The 19,295-nt window shown below is 28.3% G+C and carries 17 protein-coding genes, 3 tRNA genes and 2 rRNA genes; 7 read left to right on the forward strand and 15 right to left on the reverse strand.

Going from position 1 to position 19,295, the window contains the following annotated elements; translation table 11 throughout:
* Window positions 1-193: 193 nt before the first annotated feature.
* Complete coding sequence (locus tag LLF98_RS06850; protein ID WP_291702152.1) at window positions 194-784, reverse strand: DUF1836 domain-containing protein; 591 nt, start codon at window positions 782-784, stop codon at window positions 194-196.
* Window positions 785-1,347: 563 nt separating this feature from the next.
* Here LLF98_RS06850 and LLF98_RS06855 point away from each other — a divergent pair.
* Window positions 1,348-1,599, forward strand: coding sequence for an AbrB/MazE/SpoVT family DNA-binding domain-containing protein (locus tag LLF98_RS06855; protein ID WP_291702154.1), 252 nt, complete (start codon window positions 1,348-1,350; stop codon window positions 1,597-1,599).
* 141 nt (window positions 1,600-1,740) lie between these two features.
* Here LLF98_RS06855 and rsmI read toward each other — a convergent pair whose 3' ends face one another.
* From rsmI to LLF98_RS06870, 3 genes are all read right to left on the reverse strand, one after another.
* Complete coding sequence (gene rsmI, locus LLF98_RS06860) at window positions 1,741-2,586, reverse strand: 16S rRNA (cytidine(1402)-2'-O)-methyltransferase (protein ID WP_291702156.1); 846 nt, start codon at window positions 2,584-2,586, stop codon at window positions 1,741-1,743.
* A gap of 1 nt (window position 2,587) precedes the next feature.
* Entirely contained in the window at window positions 2,588-3,337 is a 750-nt protein-coding gene (locus LLF98_RS06865; RefSeq protein WP_291702159.1) for a tRNA1(Val) (adenine(37)-N6)-methyltransferase, read from the reverse strand.
* 240 nt (window positions 3,338-3,577) lie between these two features.
* On the reverse strand, window positions 3,578-4,819 hold the full coding sequence (locus LLF98_RS06870; RefSeq protein WP_291702161.1) for a C40 family peptidase: 1,242 nt from the start codon (window positions 4,817-4,819) through the stop codon (window positions 3,578-3,580).
* Window positions 4,820-5,164: 345 nt separating this feature from the next.
* Between LLF98_RS06870 and LLF98_RS06875 the strand changes: the two genes are divergently transcribed.
* Both LLF98_RS06875 and LLF98_RS06880 read left to right on the forward strand, forming a co-directional pair.
* A tRNA-Pro gene (locus tag LLF98_RS06875) sits at window positions 5,165-5,240 on the forward strand.
* 96 nt (window positions 5,241-5,336) lie between these two features.
* Window positions 5,337-5,981 carry an HAD family phosphatase gene (locus LLF98_RS06880; protein WP_291702163.1) on the forward strand — a complete coding sequence of 215 codons (645 nt, stop codon included), beginning with the start codon at window positions 5,337-5,339 and terminating at the stop codon, window positions 5,979-5,981.
* A gap of 294 nt (window positions 5,982-6,275) precedes the next feature.
* Here LLF98_RS06880 and LLF98_RS06885 read toward each other — a convergent pair whose 3' ends face one another.
* Complete coding sequence (locus LLF98_RS06885) at window positions 6,276-7,022, reverse strand: peptidyl-prolyl cis-trans isomerase (RefSeq protein ID WP_291702166.1); 747 nt, start codon at window positions 7,020-7,022, stop codon at window positions 6,276-6,278.
* A gap of 189 nt (window positions 7,023-7,211) precedes the next feature.
* On the opposite strand from LLF98_RS06885, the gene LLF98_RS06890 reads away from it, so the two are divergent.
* Window positions 7,212-7,889, forward strand: coding sequence for a uracil-DNA glycosylase (locus tag LLF98_RS06890; RefSeq protein ID WP_291702168.1), 678 nt, complete (start codon window positions 7,212-7,214; stop codon window positions 7,887-7,889).
* A 182-nt stretch (window positions 7,890-8,071) separates the two neighbouring features.
* Window positions 8,072-8,482 carry a DUF3785 family protein gene (locus LLF98_RS06895; protein ID WP_291702170.1) on the forward strand — a complete coding sequence of 137 codons (411 nt, stop codon included), beginning with the start codon at window positions 8,072-8,074 and terminating at the stop codon, window positions 8,480-8,482.
* Between the two features lie 209 nt (window positions 8,483-8,691).
* On the opposite strand, the gene LLF98_RS06900 is transcribed toward LLF98_RS06895, so the two are convergent.
* Window positions 8,692-8,767, reverse strand: a tRNA-Phe gene (locus LLF98_RS06900).
* Between the two features lie 5 nt (window positions 8,768-8,772).
* Window positions 8,773-8,889, reverse strand: a 5S ribosomal RNA gene (gene rrf / locus LLF98_RS06905).
* Window positions 8,890-9,101: 212 nt separating this feature from the next.
* On the opposite strand from rrf, the gene LLF98_RS06910 reads away from it, so the two are divergent.
* Window positions 9,102-9,833, forward strand: coding sequence for an NAD-dependent protein deacylase (locus LLF98_RS06910; protein WP_291702172.1), 732 nt, complete (start codon window positions 9,102-9,104; stop codon window positions 9,831-9,833).
* Window positions 9,834-10,109: 276 nt separating this feature from the next.
* On the opposite strand, the gene LLF98_RS06915 is transcribed toward LLF98_RS06910, so the two are convergent.
* From LLF98_RS06915 to fusA, 4 genes are all read right to left on the reverse strand, one after another.
* Window positions 10,110-11,351 (reverse strand): competence/damage-inducible protein A, encoded by a 1,242-nt coding sequence (locus LLF98_RS06915; protein WP_291702174.1) that lies wholly within the window; start codon window positions 11,349-11,351, stop codon window positions 10,110-10,112.
* 471 nt (window positions 11,352-11,822) lie between these two features.
* Window positions 11,823-12,776, reverse strand: coding sequence for an ROK family protein (locus tag LLF98_RS06920; RefSeq protein WP_291702175.1), 954 nt, complete (start codon window positions 12,774-12,776; stop codon window positions 11,823-11,825).
* A 93-nt stretch (window positions 12,777-12,869) separates the two neighbouring features.
* Window positions 12,870-13,121 carry a hypothetical protein gene (locus LLF98_RS06925; RefSeq protein WP_291702176.1) on the reverse strand — a complete coding sequence of 84 codons (252 nt, stop codon included), beginning with the start codon at window positions 13,119-13,121 and terminating at the stop codon, window positions 12,870-12,872.
* A gap of 308 nt (window positions 13,122-13,429) precedes the next feature.
* The gene (gene fusA, locus LLF98_RS06930) at window positions 13,430-15,511 is read right to left on the reverse strand and encodes an elongation factor G (protein WP_291702178.1); all 2,082 of its coding nucleotides are present in this window, start codon (window positions 15,509-15,511) and stop codon (window positions 13,430-13,432) included.
* A 373-nt stretch (window positions 15,512-15,884) separates the two neighbouring features.
* Between fusA and LLF98_RS06935 the strand changes: the two genes are divergently transcribed.
* Window positions 15,885-17,372 (forward strand): hypothetical protein, encoded by a 1,488-nt coding sequence (locus LLF98_RS06935; RefSeq protein WP_291702180.1) that lies wholly within the window; start codon window positions 15,885-15,887, stop codon window positions 17,370-17,372.
* 318 nt (window positions 17,373-17,690) lie between these two features.
* Here LLF98_RS06935 and LLF98_RS06940 read toward each other — a convergent pair whose 3' ends face one another.
* From LLF98_RS06940 to LLF98_RS06955, 4 genes are all read right to left on the reverse strand, one after another.
* Window positions 17,691-18,146: a VanZ family protein gene (locus tag LLF98_RS06940; protein ID WP_291702182.1), complete on the reverse strand. Its 456-nt coding sequence runs from the start codon at window positions 18,144-18,146 to the stop codon at window positions 17,691-17,693.
* Window positions 18,147-18,204: 58 nt separating this feature from the next.
* Window positions 18,205-18,642, reverse strand: coding sequence for a hypothetical protein (locus tag LLF98_RS06945; protein ID WP_291702184.1), 438 nt, complete (start codon window positions 18,640-18,642; stop codon window positions 18,205-18,207).
* A gap of 330 nt (window positions 18,643-18,972) precedes the next feature.
* Window positions 18,973-19,048, reverse strand: a tRNA-Ala gene (locus LLF98_RS06950).
* Between the two features lie 123 nt (window positions 19,049-19,171).
* A 16S ribosomal RNA gene (locus LLF98_RS06955) occupies window positions 19,172-19,295 on the reverse strand; the annotation flags it as partial.

A 19,295-nucleotide genomic window follows, 5' to 3' on the forward strand; every position in this document is an offset into this window, starting at 1 on the left:
GATTCCTCTCTGTAATTAAGCTTAACAACTTTCTAAATATTTATAAGGAACATTCAAAAAAATAACAGACCAGTATGCTTGTCTATTTGACATTATACTAGGTTGGTAAGTTTCACAAATAGCTTACTATAAGCAAAATTCACCTCCTTGTCTAGTACAAAATTCACAATACATCTTTGGTCTGTTATTTTATTTACTCTGTTTCATATTCTTTTACTATTTTTTGGACTAACTTCTTAATAACACTTGCTTCTGCTATTAAAGATAAAACTAATAAGAAAATTTTTATTCTTTCTTCATCTTTATCCTTCAAATCAAAGTTTTTTATTATTTCTTCTAATTTATCTTCATGCGTTAAGGATGTAATTAAATAGTCATCTAAACTTTCTCTTTGTATTTGTGTAAACGTCTTATAAGTTTCTTCCCAGGATAATATATCATCATTTCTATCATTAATTTCATTAAAAGCAAGTCTGAAAACTTTTTTAATTTCTTCTGTTGTCAAAAGTGGTCTCATATAACCCAGCAATACTAACTGTATTAAATGCGTTTTAGTATATCCTCTTTTTTTACCATCTTCTGGTTTAGTTATAACTTCACTTTTAGTATAATTTTGAACTATATTATTAGTGAATTTTTCATCAACAAATTTGTCATTTAAATAATCTATGACTTGAGATAGAAATAAATCATACTTTGGAAGATCTTCATATGAAATCGAACTCCCCTTCGATAATTCTTCTGCTAACTCTTTTATATAGTCTGAATCAAACTTTTTCCCCATTTTTATACACCTATGCTTTCATCTTTTATCTAGATATATTCGATAGTTTTTATATACATATATTATATAGTAGTCATCAACTGGCTACAAGTTATTTCAAACATTATAGCTCAAAACTTTATTTTCTTTTTTATTTTCTCTAACATTAATAATATTATACGACATACTTATACTAAAAAATATCTAATTTATGTAATTTATCGACATTATTACGTATAGTATCTGTTTTTTTGATAAAGAATTTACTAATTACTTTCATGCTTTTTTTGTAATTTTTTAAATAAAATATCAGTATAATATAAAACTTAATCTTGTAAATAACCTTAAACCTATTGATATATCTATGTCTTCTTAATTTATTTTTTAAGACTAATATTATACTTTTACAAATAAATCCTCTTGACTTTTCTAAAATATGGTAGTATATTTTATATAAGATGTTTATTAAAGTTGAAATTTGTAATTTCTTATAAAGTTAAGTAAAATTTTTATTGACTTTATATTACATATCTGGTAATATATCGTGGCAGGGTGTCGAATCGTGAAATTAGGAGGAATTTTTTATGAAATCAACAGGTGTAGTTAGAAGAGTGGACGAGTTAGGAAGAATAGTTATTCCTATAGAGCTTAGAAGAACTTTAGATATTGCAGAAAAGGATGCATTAGAAATTTATGTAGACGGAGAGCAAATAATATTAAAGAAATATGAACCAGCTTGTATCTTCTGTGGAGATGCAAGAGACGTAATAAACTACAGAGGGAAAAACATTTGTACTAAGTGTCTGGAACAAATTAAAACTACTAATAATTTTTAATTCCACTATTATGGAATTTAAAAAATAGACTATCTCATTTTTTGAGGTAGTCTATTTTCTTAATTTAGGAATATAAAAGAAAATAACGTATCAGCAATACAATATGTATTTTTATTTATTATTTTTTTGAATATACCTTAACTATATATTAGTTGAAAATTTATACACTTCACTTTTAGGTAGTTCTCTTTCTTTAGCTACAAGCTTTATTGCATCTTTTTTATTTATACCATCATTTATATATTTAAGTATATGTTCTTCAATAGATAAATTAATCCACACTTCTTTTTTTTCTTCTTTTATATCTTCAAGGTTTTTTCCCTCTAATACAAGCACAAATTCTCCTCGTGGCTTCTTCTCTATGAAATATTGTATTGCTTCTTTTATGCTGCCTCTATATATTTCTTGATATATCTTAGTTAATTCCCTACATACTGCAATCTTTCTGTCTCCAAATGCATCTAATAAAAATGTCAACGTATCTATTAATCTATGTGGTGCTTCATAAAATATAAGTGTTTCTTGACTTTGTAAAAGTTCATCAGCTATGATTTTTCGATCTTTATTTTCTCTAGGTAAAAAACCTCTAAATAAAAATTTTGTTGTATCTAGCCCTGAGTAAACCAGTGCTGTAGTTATAGCCGTTGCTCCTGGAAGCACTTCAAAATCAATCATTTTTTCTATACATCTTTCAACTATAACACTTCCTGGATCTGATATTCCTGGTGTTCCAGCATCAGATACCAATGCAACATTCTTCCCTTCCATAAGTAATTCTATAATTTTATCACTTTTGTTCTGTTCATTAAATTTATGATAACTTATCATAGTTTTTTTTATTTCAAAATGATTTAATAATTTTAATGTTTGTCTAGTATCTTCTGCTGCTATAATATCAGCCTCTTTTAATGTTTCTAATGCTCTTAATGTAATGTCCTTTAGATTTCCAATAGGAGTTGGTACTAAATATAGTTTTCCACTTTTCATATCATGTCCTCCAATATATTGCGTCTATTTCTTTAGTATATTTTCCATTATCATTATAAACATATAATGGTGCCTCCCACTTCAAATATGCTCCCCCATCTCTTTGTCCTTCAACTAATACAATATTAGGGGCTTTCCCTATTTTAGGATGTATCATTTTTACTCTTTTAGGTTCTATTTTATATTTTCTCATTAAAGTAAAAATATCTGCTAATCGTTCAGGTCTATGTATCATAAAAAGTCTTCCATTATCTTTTAACAATACTCTTGATGCAGAAATTACATCTTCTAAATTGCACAATATTTCATGTCTAGCTATAGCCAATTTATCATTTGGATTAATAATTCCTGAATTATTTAGCTTATATGGCGGATTTACTGTAACAACATCAAATTTTTCAAGCTGTTTTAATAATTCTATGTTTTTTAAATCTTCATTTAAGAAAAAAACTTTTTCATCTAATGAATTTAATTTCACACTTCTTTTAGCCATATCAACCATATCTGCTTGAATTTCCAATCCATATACACTTTGAGGCTCATATTTACCATATATTAAAAATGGAATTATTCCTGTTCCTGTACATAAATCAATTACTCTATGCTTATTTTTTATACACGCAAAATCTGATAATAAAACAGCATCTATTCCAAATTTAAATCCATCTTTTTTTTGAATTAAATTTAAATTTTTAAGTTGTAAATCATCTATTGTCTCATCTTCTTTTATGTATTTTAATTTGCTATCCATATCTTTCTTCCTTTACTTTATATATTAATCCTAATTTAATATATAATTTCATAATTAAGGCACATGAAAGAAAATAATAGACCAAAGATGTGCCTAAGTTTGTGTTTCTATGAAATTAATAACCATCACTTATATCTCTCACATTATAACATCACAAATTAAAATACAAAAGCCCTTCTGTATCTAAACAGAAGGGCTACAACTTAAAATCAGATATTAACAACTAATTTCTTATGTTTACTACTTAAGGATTCTTCTTGCTGCATAAAAACTATATACTGGACTTACCTTAACTACATCACCTGTTTGTGGTGCATGAATCATTTGTCCGTTTCCAACATATATACCAACATGGCCAGCATGTGGAAATACTAAATCTCCTGGTTGAAGTTGATCTTGACTAACTGCTTGTCCTTCATTAATTTGTGAATATGTTGTTCTTGATATATCCCTTCCTGCTGCATGTTCATACACATATTGAGTAAATCCTGAACAATCAAAGTTTGCTGAACCTGTTGCACCCCATACATAAGGTTTTCCTAATTGTGCATATGCCTCATTTAAAATTGCTTGAGCATTTCCTGCTGATGGTGCTTTAGCCGATGAACCTGAACTTCCTCTACTTGGTATTGCTACTTTCACCTCAGCTGCTTTCTTTACAGCGTATGCTACTTTAGCTTTCTCTATTTTGTCATTTATTTCTGCAGTAACAATTTCACTCTTAATTTGATTATCTCTAATATTTCTTAATTGAGTAATTGCTGCTTGAAGATCTGATGCTGAACTATTTGAGTTACTTATCACATCAAATTGAGATTTTACAGTATCTCTTTCTAATTGTGATAAATATTGTGAATCAAATTTACTTTTTTCATCCTTAGCTTGACTTACCAAAACTTCTTGATCTTTCTTCTTTACATCTAAATCACTCAATGTAGTCATTATCTCTTCATTAAGCTTATCTATCTCAGACTTTTTCTCTTCTAAAGATTGCATTTTAGTATTTAATTCTTCCTTTTTAGCAGTAATATCTTCTATAGCAGCTTTATCTTTTCCTATAATTTTACCTACTGCCTCTGATCTAGAAAAGAAATCACTTGTTGATTCTGATTCAAGTATAAAATTTAAATAACTGAACTCTAAATCACCTGACATATACATTGCTTTGACTCTTTGTCCTAAAGCTAAATCTAATGTGTTCATTTCTTTTTTGCATTGTTCAATATCTTTTGTAGTATTATCAATAACCTTATTAATGCTTATTATCTCTTTTTTATTTTTATCTACTGTTAATTGTAGCGGCTCTATTTGCATATCTAAATCGTAAATCTTACTCTGAATATCTGTTATTTTATTTTCAATTTCTGCATATTTCTGTCTTGAATCACTCAATTGTTGATTATCTGGCGTCGCAAACGCAGGTATTGAAGTACCTACAACTATTACGATTGCTAACATAATAGCTCGAATTTTATTTTTCATTCATTATCGGTCTTTAAAAACCTTCCCTCCCCATTAATCTGTATTATTCTACAATTATAACACTTTAAATAAAGATGGACAATTCTTATATATGGCGAGAGATTCGTTTATTCTCCTATTCTATATATATCATCCATTTTCCCCACTTTTCCTAGCTTATTCTTTGTATACTTTATTAATTAATATTTACATTAATTAAATTAATTAGCAATTATCATTCTAAGCACCTCTAATTTGGATCATTATTATATTCATAAATTACATTTTGTATTATAATTTAGGTGTAATATATATGTTAAAATCCTTGACATAAAATCCACTTAAATATATAATTATATATGTCTTCGGGGTGTGGCGCAGCTGGGAGCGCGCGTGGTTTGGGACCATGAGGTCGCAGGTTCAATCCCTGTCACCCCGACCAAAAATATTATTAATTATATTTGTTTTGACTTAAGGATTATTCCTTAAGTTTTTTTATTTAGAATTTTTATAATTAACAAGCTTTAGGAGGTATTTAATGTTAACTGATATAAAAGGTGTAATATTCGACTTAGATGGCACTCTAGTTGATTCTATGTGGGTTTGGTCTCAGATTGATGTTGACTATCTTAAAATGAAAGGATATTCGATGCCTAAAAACTTAAGAAATGAAATTTCACATTTGAGCTTTTCTCAAACAGCTGTTTATTTTAAAGAGAAATTTAATCTTGATGATTCAATAAAAAAAATATTGGAAGATTGGCATAACATGGCATTTAATCACTACTCCAATAATGTTAAATTGAAATTAGGGGTAAAAGATTTTTTAAATATTCTAAAATCTTTCAAAATAAAAATTGCCTTAGCTACTAGTAACTCAATTCCTTTATTAGAAGCTTGTTTGAAAAACAATGGAATTTATGACTATTTTGATTCAATTACAACCACTGATGAAGCTTCTAATGGCAAGGATTGTCCTGATGTATATTTATTAGCCGCTAAGAAGCTAGGCATTAGCCCAAAGAATTGTTTAGTATTTGAAGATATATTACCTGCTGTACAAGGTGCAAAAGCAGCTAATATGAAGGTGATTGCAGTAGAAGATTATGAATGTGTAGATTCAAAAGAAGATCTGCTCAAATATGCAGATAAATATATTCACTCTTTCGTAGATCTATTATAAATACTCAAGGTTAAAACTAGAGTTATATGTAAACAACGTTAATATGAAGCCGTCTGGCTAATAACAGCTACTAGTTCTTGGATGTGATCTCCCTTAATATTAGATTGTAATCCTTGAGGCTGCATTATCACCCTTGTTGGTATAAGTTTTTCTAAACTTCAAATAGAGAATTGTATTCCTATTAAGAACACTTCGCCTAAAGCTAAAAATCACTTCAAAAAGGCTGTTTCAAAAGAATTTTGAGACAGCCTTTTGGTTAATAACTAATATAAGTATAAATATAAGTATAAGAAATTATTTTCTTTCTACTCCATATTTAGCTTCTAATTCTTTTAATATTTGATCATATTTAGTATGTTGATTTTGTTGTAATAATTGGTTTACAACACCATCTTTTACTTCATCAAAGCTTTTAACTGAAGCTTCATTTTTTGCATCTACTACTATTAAATGATATCCAAATTGTGTCTTAACCGGATCACTAAGTGCTCCTATTTCAGCTGTAAAAGCAGCATCTTCAAATTCTGGAACCATCATTCCTCTTGAAAATTCGCCTAAATTTCCACCTTGTTGGTTTGATGGACATGTTGAGTATTTCATTGCAGCATCACCAAAAGATAAAGTTCCATTTACAATTTCTTCTTTTGCTTTTTTAGCTTCTTCTTCTGTTTCAACTAATATATGCTTAGCAGAAACCATTGCTGGTTGACCAAAAGTTTCTTTATTATCTTCATAATATTTCTTAACTTCTTCATCTGTAACAGTTACATCAGCTAATATTTTATTTATTGCCATTGAAGTTATAACTTCTTTTGATATATTTTCTATAGCATCTTTATATTCTTGTGTTTTGTCTAATTCTATTTCTTTTCCAAACTTATTCATTAATTCAAATGAAATTAATTGCTCTACTAATTGTTTTCTTTTATCTTCGCTTTGTAATGCACCTCTTTGTTCTTGAGGATATCTTGTAATTATTGTATTTAAGTCCTTTTCTGTTATTTCATTTCCTGCAGCAATTGCTAATACCTTATTTTCCATGTAAATTCTCCTTTATATAATTATTTTTGTGGTTATTTTTAATTTGATTTTTTTATACACCTTTCCATTTTAACAGTCTCTATCGCTTCTAACAATAATATAATCCAATAAATTTAAAATTTATCAGCAATAAGATGACCTTATACATAACTTATTAACACATATGGTATACTAATCTTGGGTGATGTTATGAGTGAAATATTAAAAAATGATTGGAAAATTTATTTAGAATCCGAATTCCAAAAAAATTATTATATTAAGTTAAGAAACTTTTTAACAAGCGAATATAAATCTACTACTGTTTATCCAAATATGTATGATCTTTTTAATGCCCTACATTTTACACCTTATGAAAATGTTAAAGTTGTAATCTTAGGTCAGGATCCTTATCATGGACCCAATCAATCACATGGACTAAGTTTTTCTGTTAATCATGGAATTAAAACGCCTCCATCTTTAGTAAATATTTATAAAGAATTAAATACTGACTTAGGTTGCTACATACCAAACAATGGTTACTTAAAGAAATGGGCTGATCAAGGGGTGCTCTTATTAAATACTGTACTTACGGTTAGAGCTGGAGAAGCTAATTCTCATAGAAATAAAGGCTGGGAAGAATTTACTACTAAAATAATTGAAGTACTTAATAAAAAAGAAACTCCTATAGTTTTTATTCTTTGGGGTAATAATGCTATTTCAAAAACTAGCTTAATTACAAATCCAAAGCATCTTATTATAAAATCAGTTCATCCTAGCCCATTATCTGCATCAAGAGGCTTTTTTGGCAGTAAACCTTTTTCCAAAGCAAATGACTTTTTAACTTCTACAAATCAAGTACCAATTGATTGGCAAATTGAGAATATATAACTAAGTCCTCTATAAATATACTAATCAAATTTCAACATATGAAAATTATACTTTTTTAACATTTGCTATTTATATTTAGTGTATAATATTTATAAGATATATTCTAAAATAAAAAATCAGTGCTTTAATGTATTGGATTAGTTATTTTCTTTCATATGTCTAAACTATTTACGGAGGTTTTTATGGATTATAAATTTGTCTATGATGATAAAGAATACAAATTAACAGAAGAAAATTGTGAAGGAATATTTTTTGATGATGAAAATGAGGTTACAGGTTTATCTGTAGATACAATATTAAATGCTTTAAATAACGGTGAAGAAGTAAATTTCTCAAATGAATACTATGCTGGTAAATGTTATTGCAATACTCAAGAGCAAATAAATAAATCTTATCGTTACTTAGAATATCATTTTTATGTTTATACAAAAAATAATGAATATGTATTAAACACTCTTGATGAAGAATATAAAAGCACATCTTTTAATAGACTTTTCAGTTTAGGTAAAATTGATAATAGTTATATTGTTAATGTAACTGTATGCCCTAATTGTGGTACTTATTCAATAGAAGTGAATCAATGTGACGTTTAACAATTAATGATGAGGCTGTTGCAAAACAAATATTTATAAGTCAAAAACCATGAATAAATATCATGTATTTATTCATGATTTTTGACTTATACAGTACTTTTCTGCATTTTTCAACAGCCCCTTAAGTTCTTGGTTGCGCTTCGCTCTTTTTTTATATGTGTATAATTTCCTAACAAGTAAAAAAGCACTAACATAAGTTAGTGCTTTTATGGTGGCTCGAACTGGAATCGAACCAGTGACACGAGGATTTTCAGTCCTCTGCTCTACCGACTGAGCTATCGAGCCATCTTACCTGGCAACGTCTTACTCTCCCACACAGTCACCCGTGCAGTACCATCAGCGCTGTAGACCTTAACTGTCCTGTTCGGAATGGGAAGGAGTGTTACCTCTACGCCGTCATCACCAGATACAAGTAGTATTATATCGAGATATTAGTATTATGTCAATAACTTTTTTAATTTTTTTTATTCATCTATTAAAGTTTTTTTATTTATTTGATTAAACTAAATTATTTATAAGTAAAAATTTATTTTTTATATGACTTATGCAATAATTAATATGAATAGTTTATAGATTACAGAATAATTTAAATATAATAAATTTTAGTTGGAGGCGTTTTATGAATATTGAAAAATTATCAAAGATTTTAAAGGAAAGCAATAATATAGTTTTCTTTGGCGGTGCTGGTATAAGTACTGAATCAGGCATTCCAGATTTCCGGTCTGAAACAGGATTATATAAAACTGATAGTGGTCACGGATATCCTCCTGAAGTTATGTTATCTCATACATTCTTTATAAAACATACAAAAGATTTCTTTAAATTTTATAAAGAAAAAATGATTTATATTAATGCAAAACCTAATTCAGCACATTTAATTTTAGCTAGATTAGAAGAAATGAGTAAATTAAAAGCTGTTATAACTCAAAATATTGATGGTCTTCATCAAGCTGCTGGAAGCAAAAATGTTTATGAACTTCATGGATCAGTTCATAGAAATTATTGTGCTAAATGCCATGCTTTTTATAACTTGGATTTTATATTAGAATCAAAAAATATTCCTAAATGTCCACACTGTAATGGAACAGTTAAGCCTGATGTTGTTTTATATGAGGAAGGATTAGATAATGATGTGATAAATGGAGCTGTTAATGCAATTGAACATGCAGATACATTAATTATTGGAGGTACTTCTCTTGCTGTTTATCCGGCTGCTGGTCTTGTAAATTATTTTAAAGGGAAAAATCTTATACTAATAAATAAGAGTTCTACCCCTTATGATTCTAATGCTGACTTAGTTATACATGATTCCATTGGCAAAGTTTTAAGTGAGGCTTTAAATAATTTATAGTTTGCATTCTTATATATTGCTCATACCACTTTTATATATACTATAAAGGTGGAACATTTAAAATTAACTTTGATTGAGATTTATTAAAATATTAATTTTATTAAAAAAATAAAATTTCTAATTTAATTTATGTATAAATGAATTGAATTTGGCAATAACTAATAATGAAGTATTTAACTTCAATATTTAATCGCCTCTCCCCCATTTTTATTTATATACAATATTTAAGTGCCATAACTATATTTAATGATTTAAAATAGTTATGGTACTTTCGTTTTATATATATTTTTTAATCAAAATTCTTCTAAGCATATCTAATCCAGTCATTGTTGCTTGAAGTCTTATTCTATTTCGATTTCCATTAAAAATACATCTTTGAATTGTTACTTCACCTTGAACATAAACACCTACATAAACTAGTCCAACAGGCTTTTTTTCGGTTCCGCCCCCTGGTCCTGCAATTCCTGTTGTAACAATACTTACATCAGTTTTAGCTGTCTTTGCAATACCAATTGCCATTTCCCTTGCTGTTTCTTCACTTACAGCTCCATATTTATCTAAAGTTTCATTCTTAACACCTAATCTATTATGTTTAGCTTCATTAGAATATGTCACAGCACCTTCTAAAAACACTTCAGATATTCCGGGGTAATTTATAAGGATACTTGCTATCATCCCACCTGTGCATGATTCAGCAGTAGATATTGTAAGGTTTCTTTCAATTAAAAGCTTAGCTACCACATCTTCTATAGCAATATCTTCTATTGCATAAACATTATCACCTAATCTTTCTTTAATTTTTTCTTCAATAGGTGCTATTAATTTCATTGCTTCCTCTTCATTATCAGCCTTTGCTGTTACACGAAGCATTACCCCTACTTCTTTTGCATAAGGTGCAATAGTAGGATTAGTTTGAGTATCAATCAAATCCTTAAGCTCATCTGCAACAGCACTTTCTCCAATTCCTAATATTTTTATCATTTTTGATACTAATATTGAATCAGCCTTCTTTTGAAGATAAGGTTTAACTGTCTCTTCAAACATTGGCTTCATTTCCTTTGGTGGTCCAGGTAAAATAATCATTATCTTATTATTTTCTTCTATAATTACACCTGGTGCTGTACCATTATTGTTATTTATAATAATGGCTCCTTCTGGAATTAATCCCTGTTTTAAATTATTTTCAGTCATTTTTCTTTTTCTGAATTTGAAATAACCTTTTATTTTTTCAATTGACTCTTCATCTGGTAATAATTTCTTATTAAAATACTTTGCAGCAACTTCTTTTGTAAGATCATCGTCTGTAGGCCCAAGACCTCCTGTTGTTATTATAATATCACTTCTGCTATATGCCTCATCAAAAGCATGGACAATTCTTTTTTCATTGTCTCCTACGACTTGTTGATAATACATATCTATACCTAAAGTTGCTAATTCCTGAGCTAAATACTGAGCATTAGAATTAATTATGTCTCCTAATAAAATTTCTGTCCCTATAGCTATAATTTCTGCTTTCATATTTATTCCCTTCTTCTTTTTATATTTATTTACAAAACAATCTATTGGGGGGCTTTTTAACACTATTGTATTATTAATAATTAATTGTAAATTATTTAAATGCAATAAACACTTAAGACCTATCCCATAAAATATTGGATAGGTCTATAAAGCATATTTTCTTTTTTATAATATGCTATCTCTAAAATCTAATTTAGAGATAGCTTATATAAAAAATTTTTTCATCTCAATCTATTTTAGGCAAATACTTAAATCATAAAAAAAACAAAAAGTTTCTTATATAAGCATTTACGCAAAATCAAATTAGCAATATGTATGAGAGGAAAAAATTCATTGCAAGAGAGCTTCTATACTTCTATTGTATGTATAACCATTCCTGCTTATTCATACTATTAAAAAATTATATATTAATATTATGAAATTCTTTTTGATATTTAAAAATTCACTATCCAAAAATTATTTGAATAAATACTATTTATCTTCTGTTTCAAGTAATGCTAATGCTACTGCTCCTATTACTCCTGCATCTATACCTAAACCTGCTGGAACAATTTTAACTGATTCAGCCATAGACTTAAAACATCTCTTATCAACAACTTTTCTTACTGTATCAAAAACAATCTCTCCTGCCATTGATACTCCACCACCAATTATTATTATTTCTGGATCAAAAATAGATACTGCATTAGCAACAGCTATTCCTAAATAGTTTAATGCATTATCAATTATATCTTTGCAAACTACATCTCCTGCTGCAGCTTCTGTAAATACTTCATATGAAGTAACAGTTTCATATTTTCTTAATGAAGTTTCAACTTTACTATTTAATGCTTCTTGTCCTCTTTTTGCAATTGCAGTTCCTGATGATGTTGCTTCTACACAACCGATATTTCCACAGTTACATCTTGGACCGTCTGGTGCTACTGTCATATGCCCAATTTCTAATGCATTTGAAGTGTGTCCTCTATATACCTTACCATTTAGAACAGCGCCTCCTCCTACGCCAGTACTTACAGTAAAAAATACTACATTTTTAGCACCTTTTCCGACTCCAAGCATATACTCCCCAATGGCTGCAACGTTTGCATCATTATCTAAAAATACAGGTACTCCAAATTTTTTATTTAATGGTTTAACTAAATTAAAGTTTTTAAATGGAAGATTTGGCGTATAAATTATTGTTCCTTTTTCAGCATCTAAAGGTCCTGGTGAACCAATACCAATTCCCTTTATTTCTTTATAAGTTGCTGAACCATCCTTGATTACTTTTTCTACAGATTCAATAATTCTATTTAATACAGGAATTTCTCCTTCATTAGCATTTGTTAGCACTGTTGTTTGACTTATTACGTCTCCATTTAAATTAGATAATGCAGCACTTATTTTAGTGCCTCCTAAATCTACTCCTACAACATACTTTTGCATAATATAGCTCTCCTTCATTTAATTTCCCAATAAAAAACAATTTGTTCTAATAAATATTATACTATATTATGTTATGTTAATAAAACCTGTATTTTAAATATTATTCTTTGAAACTACTTTATTTGCACTTATGTAATAGTTCCCAAAATCATCATATTGCGTATAATTAATAATAAATCTATTATCTTGAAGCATTGAATTGATTACATCTATATCTCCTTTATTGTCTTTATTTATCCTTATTACAAAATTATCATCTTTATCTATTATATTTAAATAATCAAATATATTACTATAATCACTTAATTCCATATTTCCACTAATATCCATACTATAATCTGACACTGCTTCTTCCTCCTTATACATATAGGGTTAAAACTTTCTATATCATTAGGCATATTCTGAAAAATAATAAGTCAGTATACTAGCCTATTTCGTGTCATTAGGAACTCAACTCACATACGCTCGCTGAATAAGTGATTCCCACAAAATATACATCGCATCTTTGACTTATTACTTTCTTTATATGCCTTATTAAGAATAGTATGCCTTCTACTAAGTGATTTTATCCTATTTAGTTCAATGTAAAATTTTCCTTATTTATTAAAGTGAGATAAGAACTTATTTAACTCCATCTGAAACTAAAAATCACTTTATTTTCTTGATTCATTTATACTTTCTATAGCTTTTGATAATTCTGCTTCTGGAACTTCCTCATACCTTACAAGTTCTTTTGTGAATGTTCCCCTACCTTGCGTTAATGAACGTAATTCAGTAGCATATTTTCTAACTTCAGCAAGTGGAACTTCAGCTGTAATCTTTTGTTTCTCACCCTCTGATTCCATTCCAATTACTCTACCCCTCTTTTTATTTATATCTACTATTACATCTCCCATATATTCATTAGGTAGTATAACTTCTATTTTCATTATAGGTTCTAACAAAATCGAACTAGCTTGTTCAAGCCCCTTTTTGTAGGCTATAGATGTAGCAATCTTGAATGCCATTTCAGATGAATCCACAGCATGATATGATCCATCATGAAGAGTTGCTCTAAGTCCTATAACTGGACAACTTGCTAAAACACCATGTGCTATACATTCTCTTAAACCCTTTTCTACTGCTGGAATAAAATTTCTTGGAACGGATCCCCCAACTACATTATCTATAAATTCTAAATCATCAGCTCCATCACTTCTAGGTTCAAACTTAATGACAACATCCCCATATTGTCCATGTCCACCAGATTGTTTTTTATGTTTTCCTTGTACATCGGCAAACCCTTTTATAGCTTCTTTATAAGGAACCTTTTGCAAATTTAGTACTACGTCTACACCAAATTTACTCTTTATCTTACTTGCAATTATATTAATATGAGTTTCACCTAATCCTGAAATAATAATTTCTGCATTTTCTATATCTCTAGATATTTCAAAAACAGGATCTTCTTCTTTTAATTTGTTTAAAGCTTGAGATATCTTTTCCTCATCACCTTTGGCCTGTGGTATTACAGCCATAGAGCAAACTGCTTTTGGAAAATTCATCTTATCATACATAATCTTAAAATCTGAGCTTGCTAATGTATCTCCTGTGTTTGTGTATTGTAATTTAGAAATTGCTCCTATATCTCCTGCAATAATCCTTTTAGTTGGTATCTGTGTCTTACCTCTAATAAAGCAAATATGAGAAAATTTTTCACTCTTATCTTTATTAACATTTAATACTGTCATATCATCCTTTGCTTCTCCTGTTATAACTCTAAAGAATGATATTTTACCTACAAACGGATCTGCAATAGTTTTAAATACTATTGCTGAAAAAGGTTTATCTTGGTCAAAATTTATGAAAACCTCTTCATTTTTTGAAATATCTAATGCTTTTTGAGAAATTGCATATTCTGGTGAAGGAAAACATTCTACTATATCATCAATCAAAGAATCCATTCCTATCACCTTAGTTGCGCTACCACACATAACCGGTGCAATGTCTCCACTAGCACATCCACTTATTAATCCCTTATATATTTCTTCATCACTTAATTCACCCTCATTAAAATATTTATCAAGTAAAGCTTCATCTGTTTCTGCTACAGCTTCCATAATCATTTTTTTGCATTTTTCAACTTCATCCATTAACTCTTTAGGTATGTCTAATATCTCTATCTTCTTTGTTTTAACATCATATATTCTAGCTTGTTTAGATATGATGTTTATTACTCCCTTAAAATTATCTTCTTCTCCTATTGGATATTGAATTGGAACTACACTTATTCCAAACTTTTCTTTAAGAGATTTTAATACCTTATCAAAGCTTGCATTTTCTCTATCTAATTTATTTATAAAAATTGTTCTAGGCAATTTAATCTTATTGCAATATTCCCATGCTCTTTCAGTTCCAGCCTTTATTCCTGAAACTCCACTAACAACTATCATACCTACATCTACAGCTCTCATCCCTTCAATACATTCCCCTTGAAAATCAGCGTAGCCTGGAATATCTATAATATTTATTTTAACATGGTCTAATTCAATTGGAGCTACTGAAAGAGCAATGGAAAATTGTCTTTTCTTCTCTTCTGTATCAAAATCTAAAACAGTAGTCCCATCTTCAATCTTCCCTAATCTATCAGTTATCTTTGAATAATATAAAATACTTTCTGATAAAGAAGTTTTTCCTGTTCCATTATGCCCCATTAATCCTACATTTCTTAAATTTTTAATACTATAATCTTTCATCAACTCTGCCAAACCCTTAAGTTACCTTAGAAGCTGGCTTTCACCTGCCTTTCATCTCATAATACTACGCTAGATATAAATCCTCTTCTAAAATTTAGAATACAGTTCTTCTGATTTTTATCTACGTTACTAATACATTATATGTACTGCTTAACAGTATAATTAATAATTCTATTTTTATTTCTAAAATCCTTTCCGTTTTCATAATTTTCTGAAAACTTATATTGAGTATATCTTTATTCTTAAATCTCTTAATTAATTTCGAGTTATATTGTAGTCTTAGTAAAAAAATACTATAATTTATTTATTGATATTCTAATTTACATTTATCATTTCAAAGTCTTAAATGTGCATCCAATGGAGGAATAATTTAATGAAAATGAGAAAAAGTTCTAATAGTTATTATAAAATTTGGTTTACTATACTTGCAATTATCATAACTATCCGAGTTCTATTTATAACTCCCTCAGTAGGTATAGCTGACCAAGGTGATTTCAATAGAATAATGACTATTTCTGGTCTATCATTATTAGATTCAGATACAAGTAATCCTAATTTTATTAGATTTTATAATTATATTGTTACTGATTATAAAATATCTCATATAGATAATGTTTTTAAAACTATTGTTGGCTCTAGTTTAGGATATTTAGTTGTTTTTATTACTTATACCTGTAAGGTATTCGGACAAAATGTATTTAAAACTCAATATTTAGCTATTATCTATAGTACCTTATATATTATTACTCTTAGCATAATATTAAATTTTTTAAACATAAAAGATAAGGTTAAATTTATATTAGTTTCGTCATTGACATTATTTATTTTTTTTGATGGCAATTACTTAATTTGGTTTAATAGTTTATATGGCGAACCAATGATGTTAGTTACATTATTACTATTCATTGCATCGGTTTTTAATTACATCCATTATAAATATGTAGTAAAAGGTACAAAAAAAATAATGTCAAAAATAGTGTATATACTACTTATAACATTCTTGTTTTTAGGTTCAAAACTACAAGCTTTTACAGCTTTGCCTTTTGTTATACTTCTTGTTGGTAAAATAATATGGGATAATAAGCGTACTTTGAATAAAGGCAGTCTAATTAGCTTATGTACACTACTTTGCCTAGTGATTGCTTATCCTGTTGGAATTAGTATGAATAGTGATAGTTTAAATCTTGATACTGAATATAACTCAGTTTTTTATGGTGTGCTAAATGGTTCGAAAACTCCCGAACAAGATTTAATAGACTTGGGTCTTAATCCAGATATGGCAGTTGAAGCAGGAAAACATGCTTATTTTCCTACAAACGAATATGTAAAGTATGCTCCTAGTACAAAGATAACAGATCAAGAATTTTACAGTAAGATAAACAACGTAAAACTTGCTAAATTTTATTTAACTCATCCTACTAGATTACTAAAAGGCATGGAGTATACTGCAAGCAAATCATTTAATACTAGTACTGGATTAGGTAAAAACTATCAAAGTTATAGTGAAACTCCAGTTACAGACTTCTATAGATTTACGGGGTGGTCATATTTTAGAAAGAATATGTTACCAAAAAATTTATTCTTTATAATTTCAGTTTATCTTATAGTATTTTTATTTTCTATTTATAAATATGTTAGCAATAAATCTAATCCTGAAATAAAAATTAAACTACTTTTGCTTTGGACTATTATGTTAATAGGCATAATTCAATTTCCAATGCCATTTGTAGGTAACGGCCAAGCCGATACTTCAAAACAATTATTTTTATTTAATTTTATTTTTGATGGTTTACTTGTAATTATTTATAGTTATATTTTATTTAAAATTGATGATTTGATTAAACATAAGTTTAAAAAATAACAAGTCAGTATTACTAAAGGTAATATAAAATATACTCAATAAAAAAATCACTTATTAGATTCTTATGATGTTGGTAAAAATATAATTCAGAGTAACCTCTTTGGCAATGTTTAAGCTAGTTAAGTAATTCTTAATTAATAAACAAAAAAAATAGGAGTTATAATTACACATTACGCAGATGTAAATTATGCTATGTGTTAATTATAACTCTTATTTAAATTAATTTAGATACTAAAAGTAAAAACTTATGAATCTAATCTACTAAAACTAGATACACATTGCTTCATAGAAGAGTGAAAATTCGTGTCAAAATATATATTATTGGGAGTTATATCCTATATTGTTAAATAAATAATCTTTACCTACTTTGATGAATACTAAAGTAATGCCTCCAGAAGTGTCAATTATTACATCTCGAATGGCTCCTTCTCTTCCTTGAATAAACAATTGATGTGTTTCATCAGAGCAAGCATAAAGAAAAACAAATACTATGGTTATGATAATAACATGCTTCATATTAAAATATAACTTTAACACATTTAAAACAAGTAATGCTAAAATCATATATTCAAAAAAATGTGCACATTTTCTAACAACAAAGTTAGCAAGATCTCCAAAAAAACTATTTACATTTATACCCATATCAGAAAATAAATCTAATAACCCAATGCTTTGAGAATCAGATATTTTAGCTGACTGATTTGACATTACGCATATGACAATCATCCAAACAATCAATAAACTCCAATAAATAATTTTTCTTTTGCTATTCATATTCTTCCTCATCTACTTCATAATTCTATTAATAAATTTTAGTAACTTTATATTTATTTTATTCTGACATATATCTATTTATATACGCAAGTGATTCTTCTAATAACTCTTGACCCTTTTCTAGTCCATCAACTTTCATCTCCAAATTACAAATTCTTTGGTCAATTTTATACATAAGCTGCTTCATATCTTGCAGTAATTTTGCTTCATATGTCACTTGTATACCCTCATCATCAATGAATATCTTTTCTGGCGGATACCCACATTTAGTGCATTTTGCATATATACCTTGTTTTTCTAAATTATTAAATACTTTAAATGTATTATTATTACACTTCTTACAACTTGATAACATGACAAATTCATAATAACTTACATCATAATAATAAATACTTCCACAATCATTACAGGTTAGCTTTAACTTATTATCTTCTGTTGCCATATGAAATTCATTACCACTACATCCATCTTTTTTGCAGACAATAGTTTGTACCATAATCCTACCCTCTCATAATATAATTTTTTTCGTTATATATCTAACCATAGGCCAAAATATTAAAATTATATTTTTAAACATATTTTACATTTAAATTATATATTATAATTTCTCTATTGTACACTTTAATAGTTAGTATTTTTAATTCATTTTATGAGGTAGTTCTACCATTTTCTCCATTGCTATAATGCAAAGTTCATTTAAATCTAAAAATAATTTATGATTAGATATAATTAAAAAATATATCTAATCATAAATTATTTAAAAATTGTACTCAAATATTATAATTTTCAAATAAAAAAAACTATGAATATAATTCATAGTTTATAATGGTGGAGATTAAGGGATTCGAACCCTTGACCCCCTGCGTGCAAGGCAGGTGCTCTCCCAACTGAGCTAAACCCCCATAAGGTTTGAAGGAAAATCCCTCAAAATTGAACAGAATATAAATATGATTTAAACAACCTTTGAGTAAGTATTATAATCTATATTACTAATTAGACATCATGCTAACTAGATTTCTCCATAGAAAGGAGGTGATCCAGCCGCAGGTTCTCCTACGGCTACCTTGTTACGACTTCACCCCAATCGCTGACCCTACCTTAGGTCGCTGCCCCGCTTACGCGTTAGCTCACGAACTTTGGGTATTGCCA

Origin of the sequence: Clostridium sp. (genome assembly GCF_021372645.1) — a bacterium.
Taxonomy (GTDB): Bacteria; Bacillota; Clostridia; order Clostridiales; family Clostridiaceae; genus Clostridium.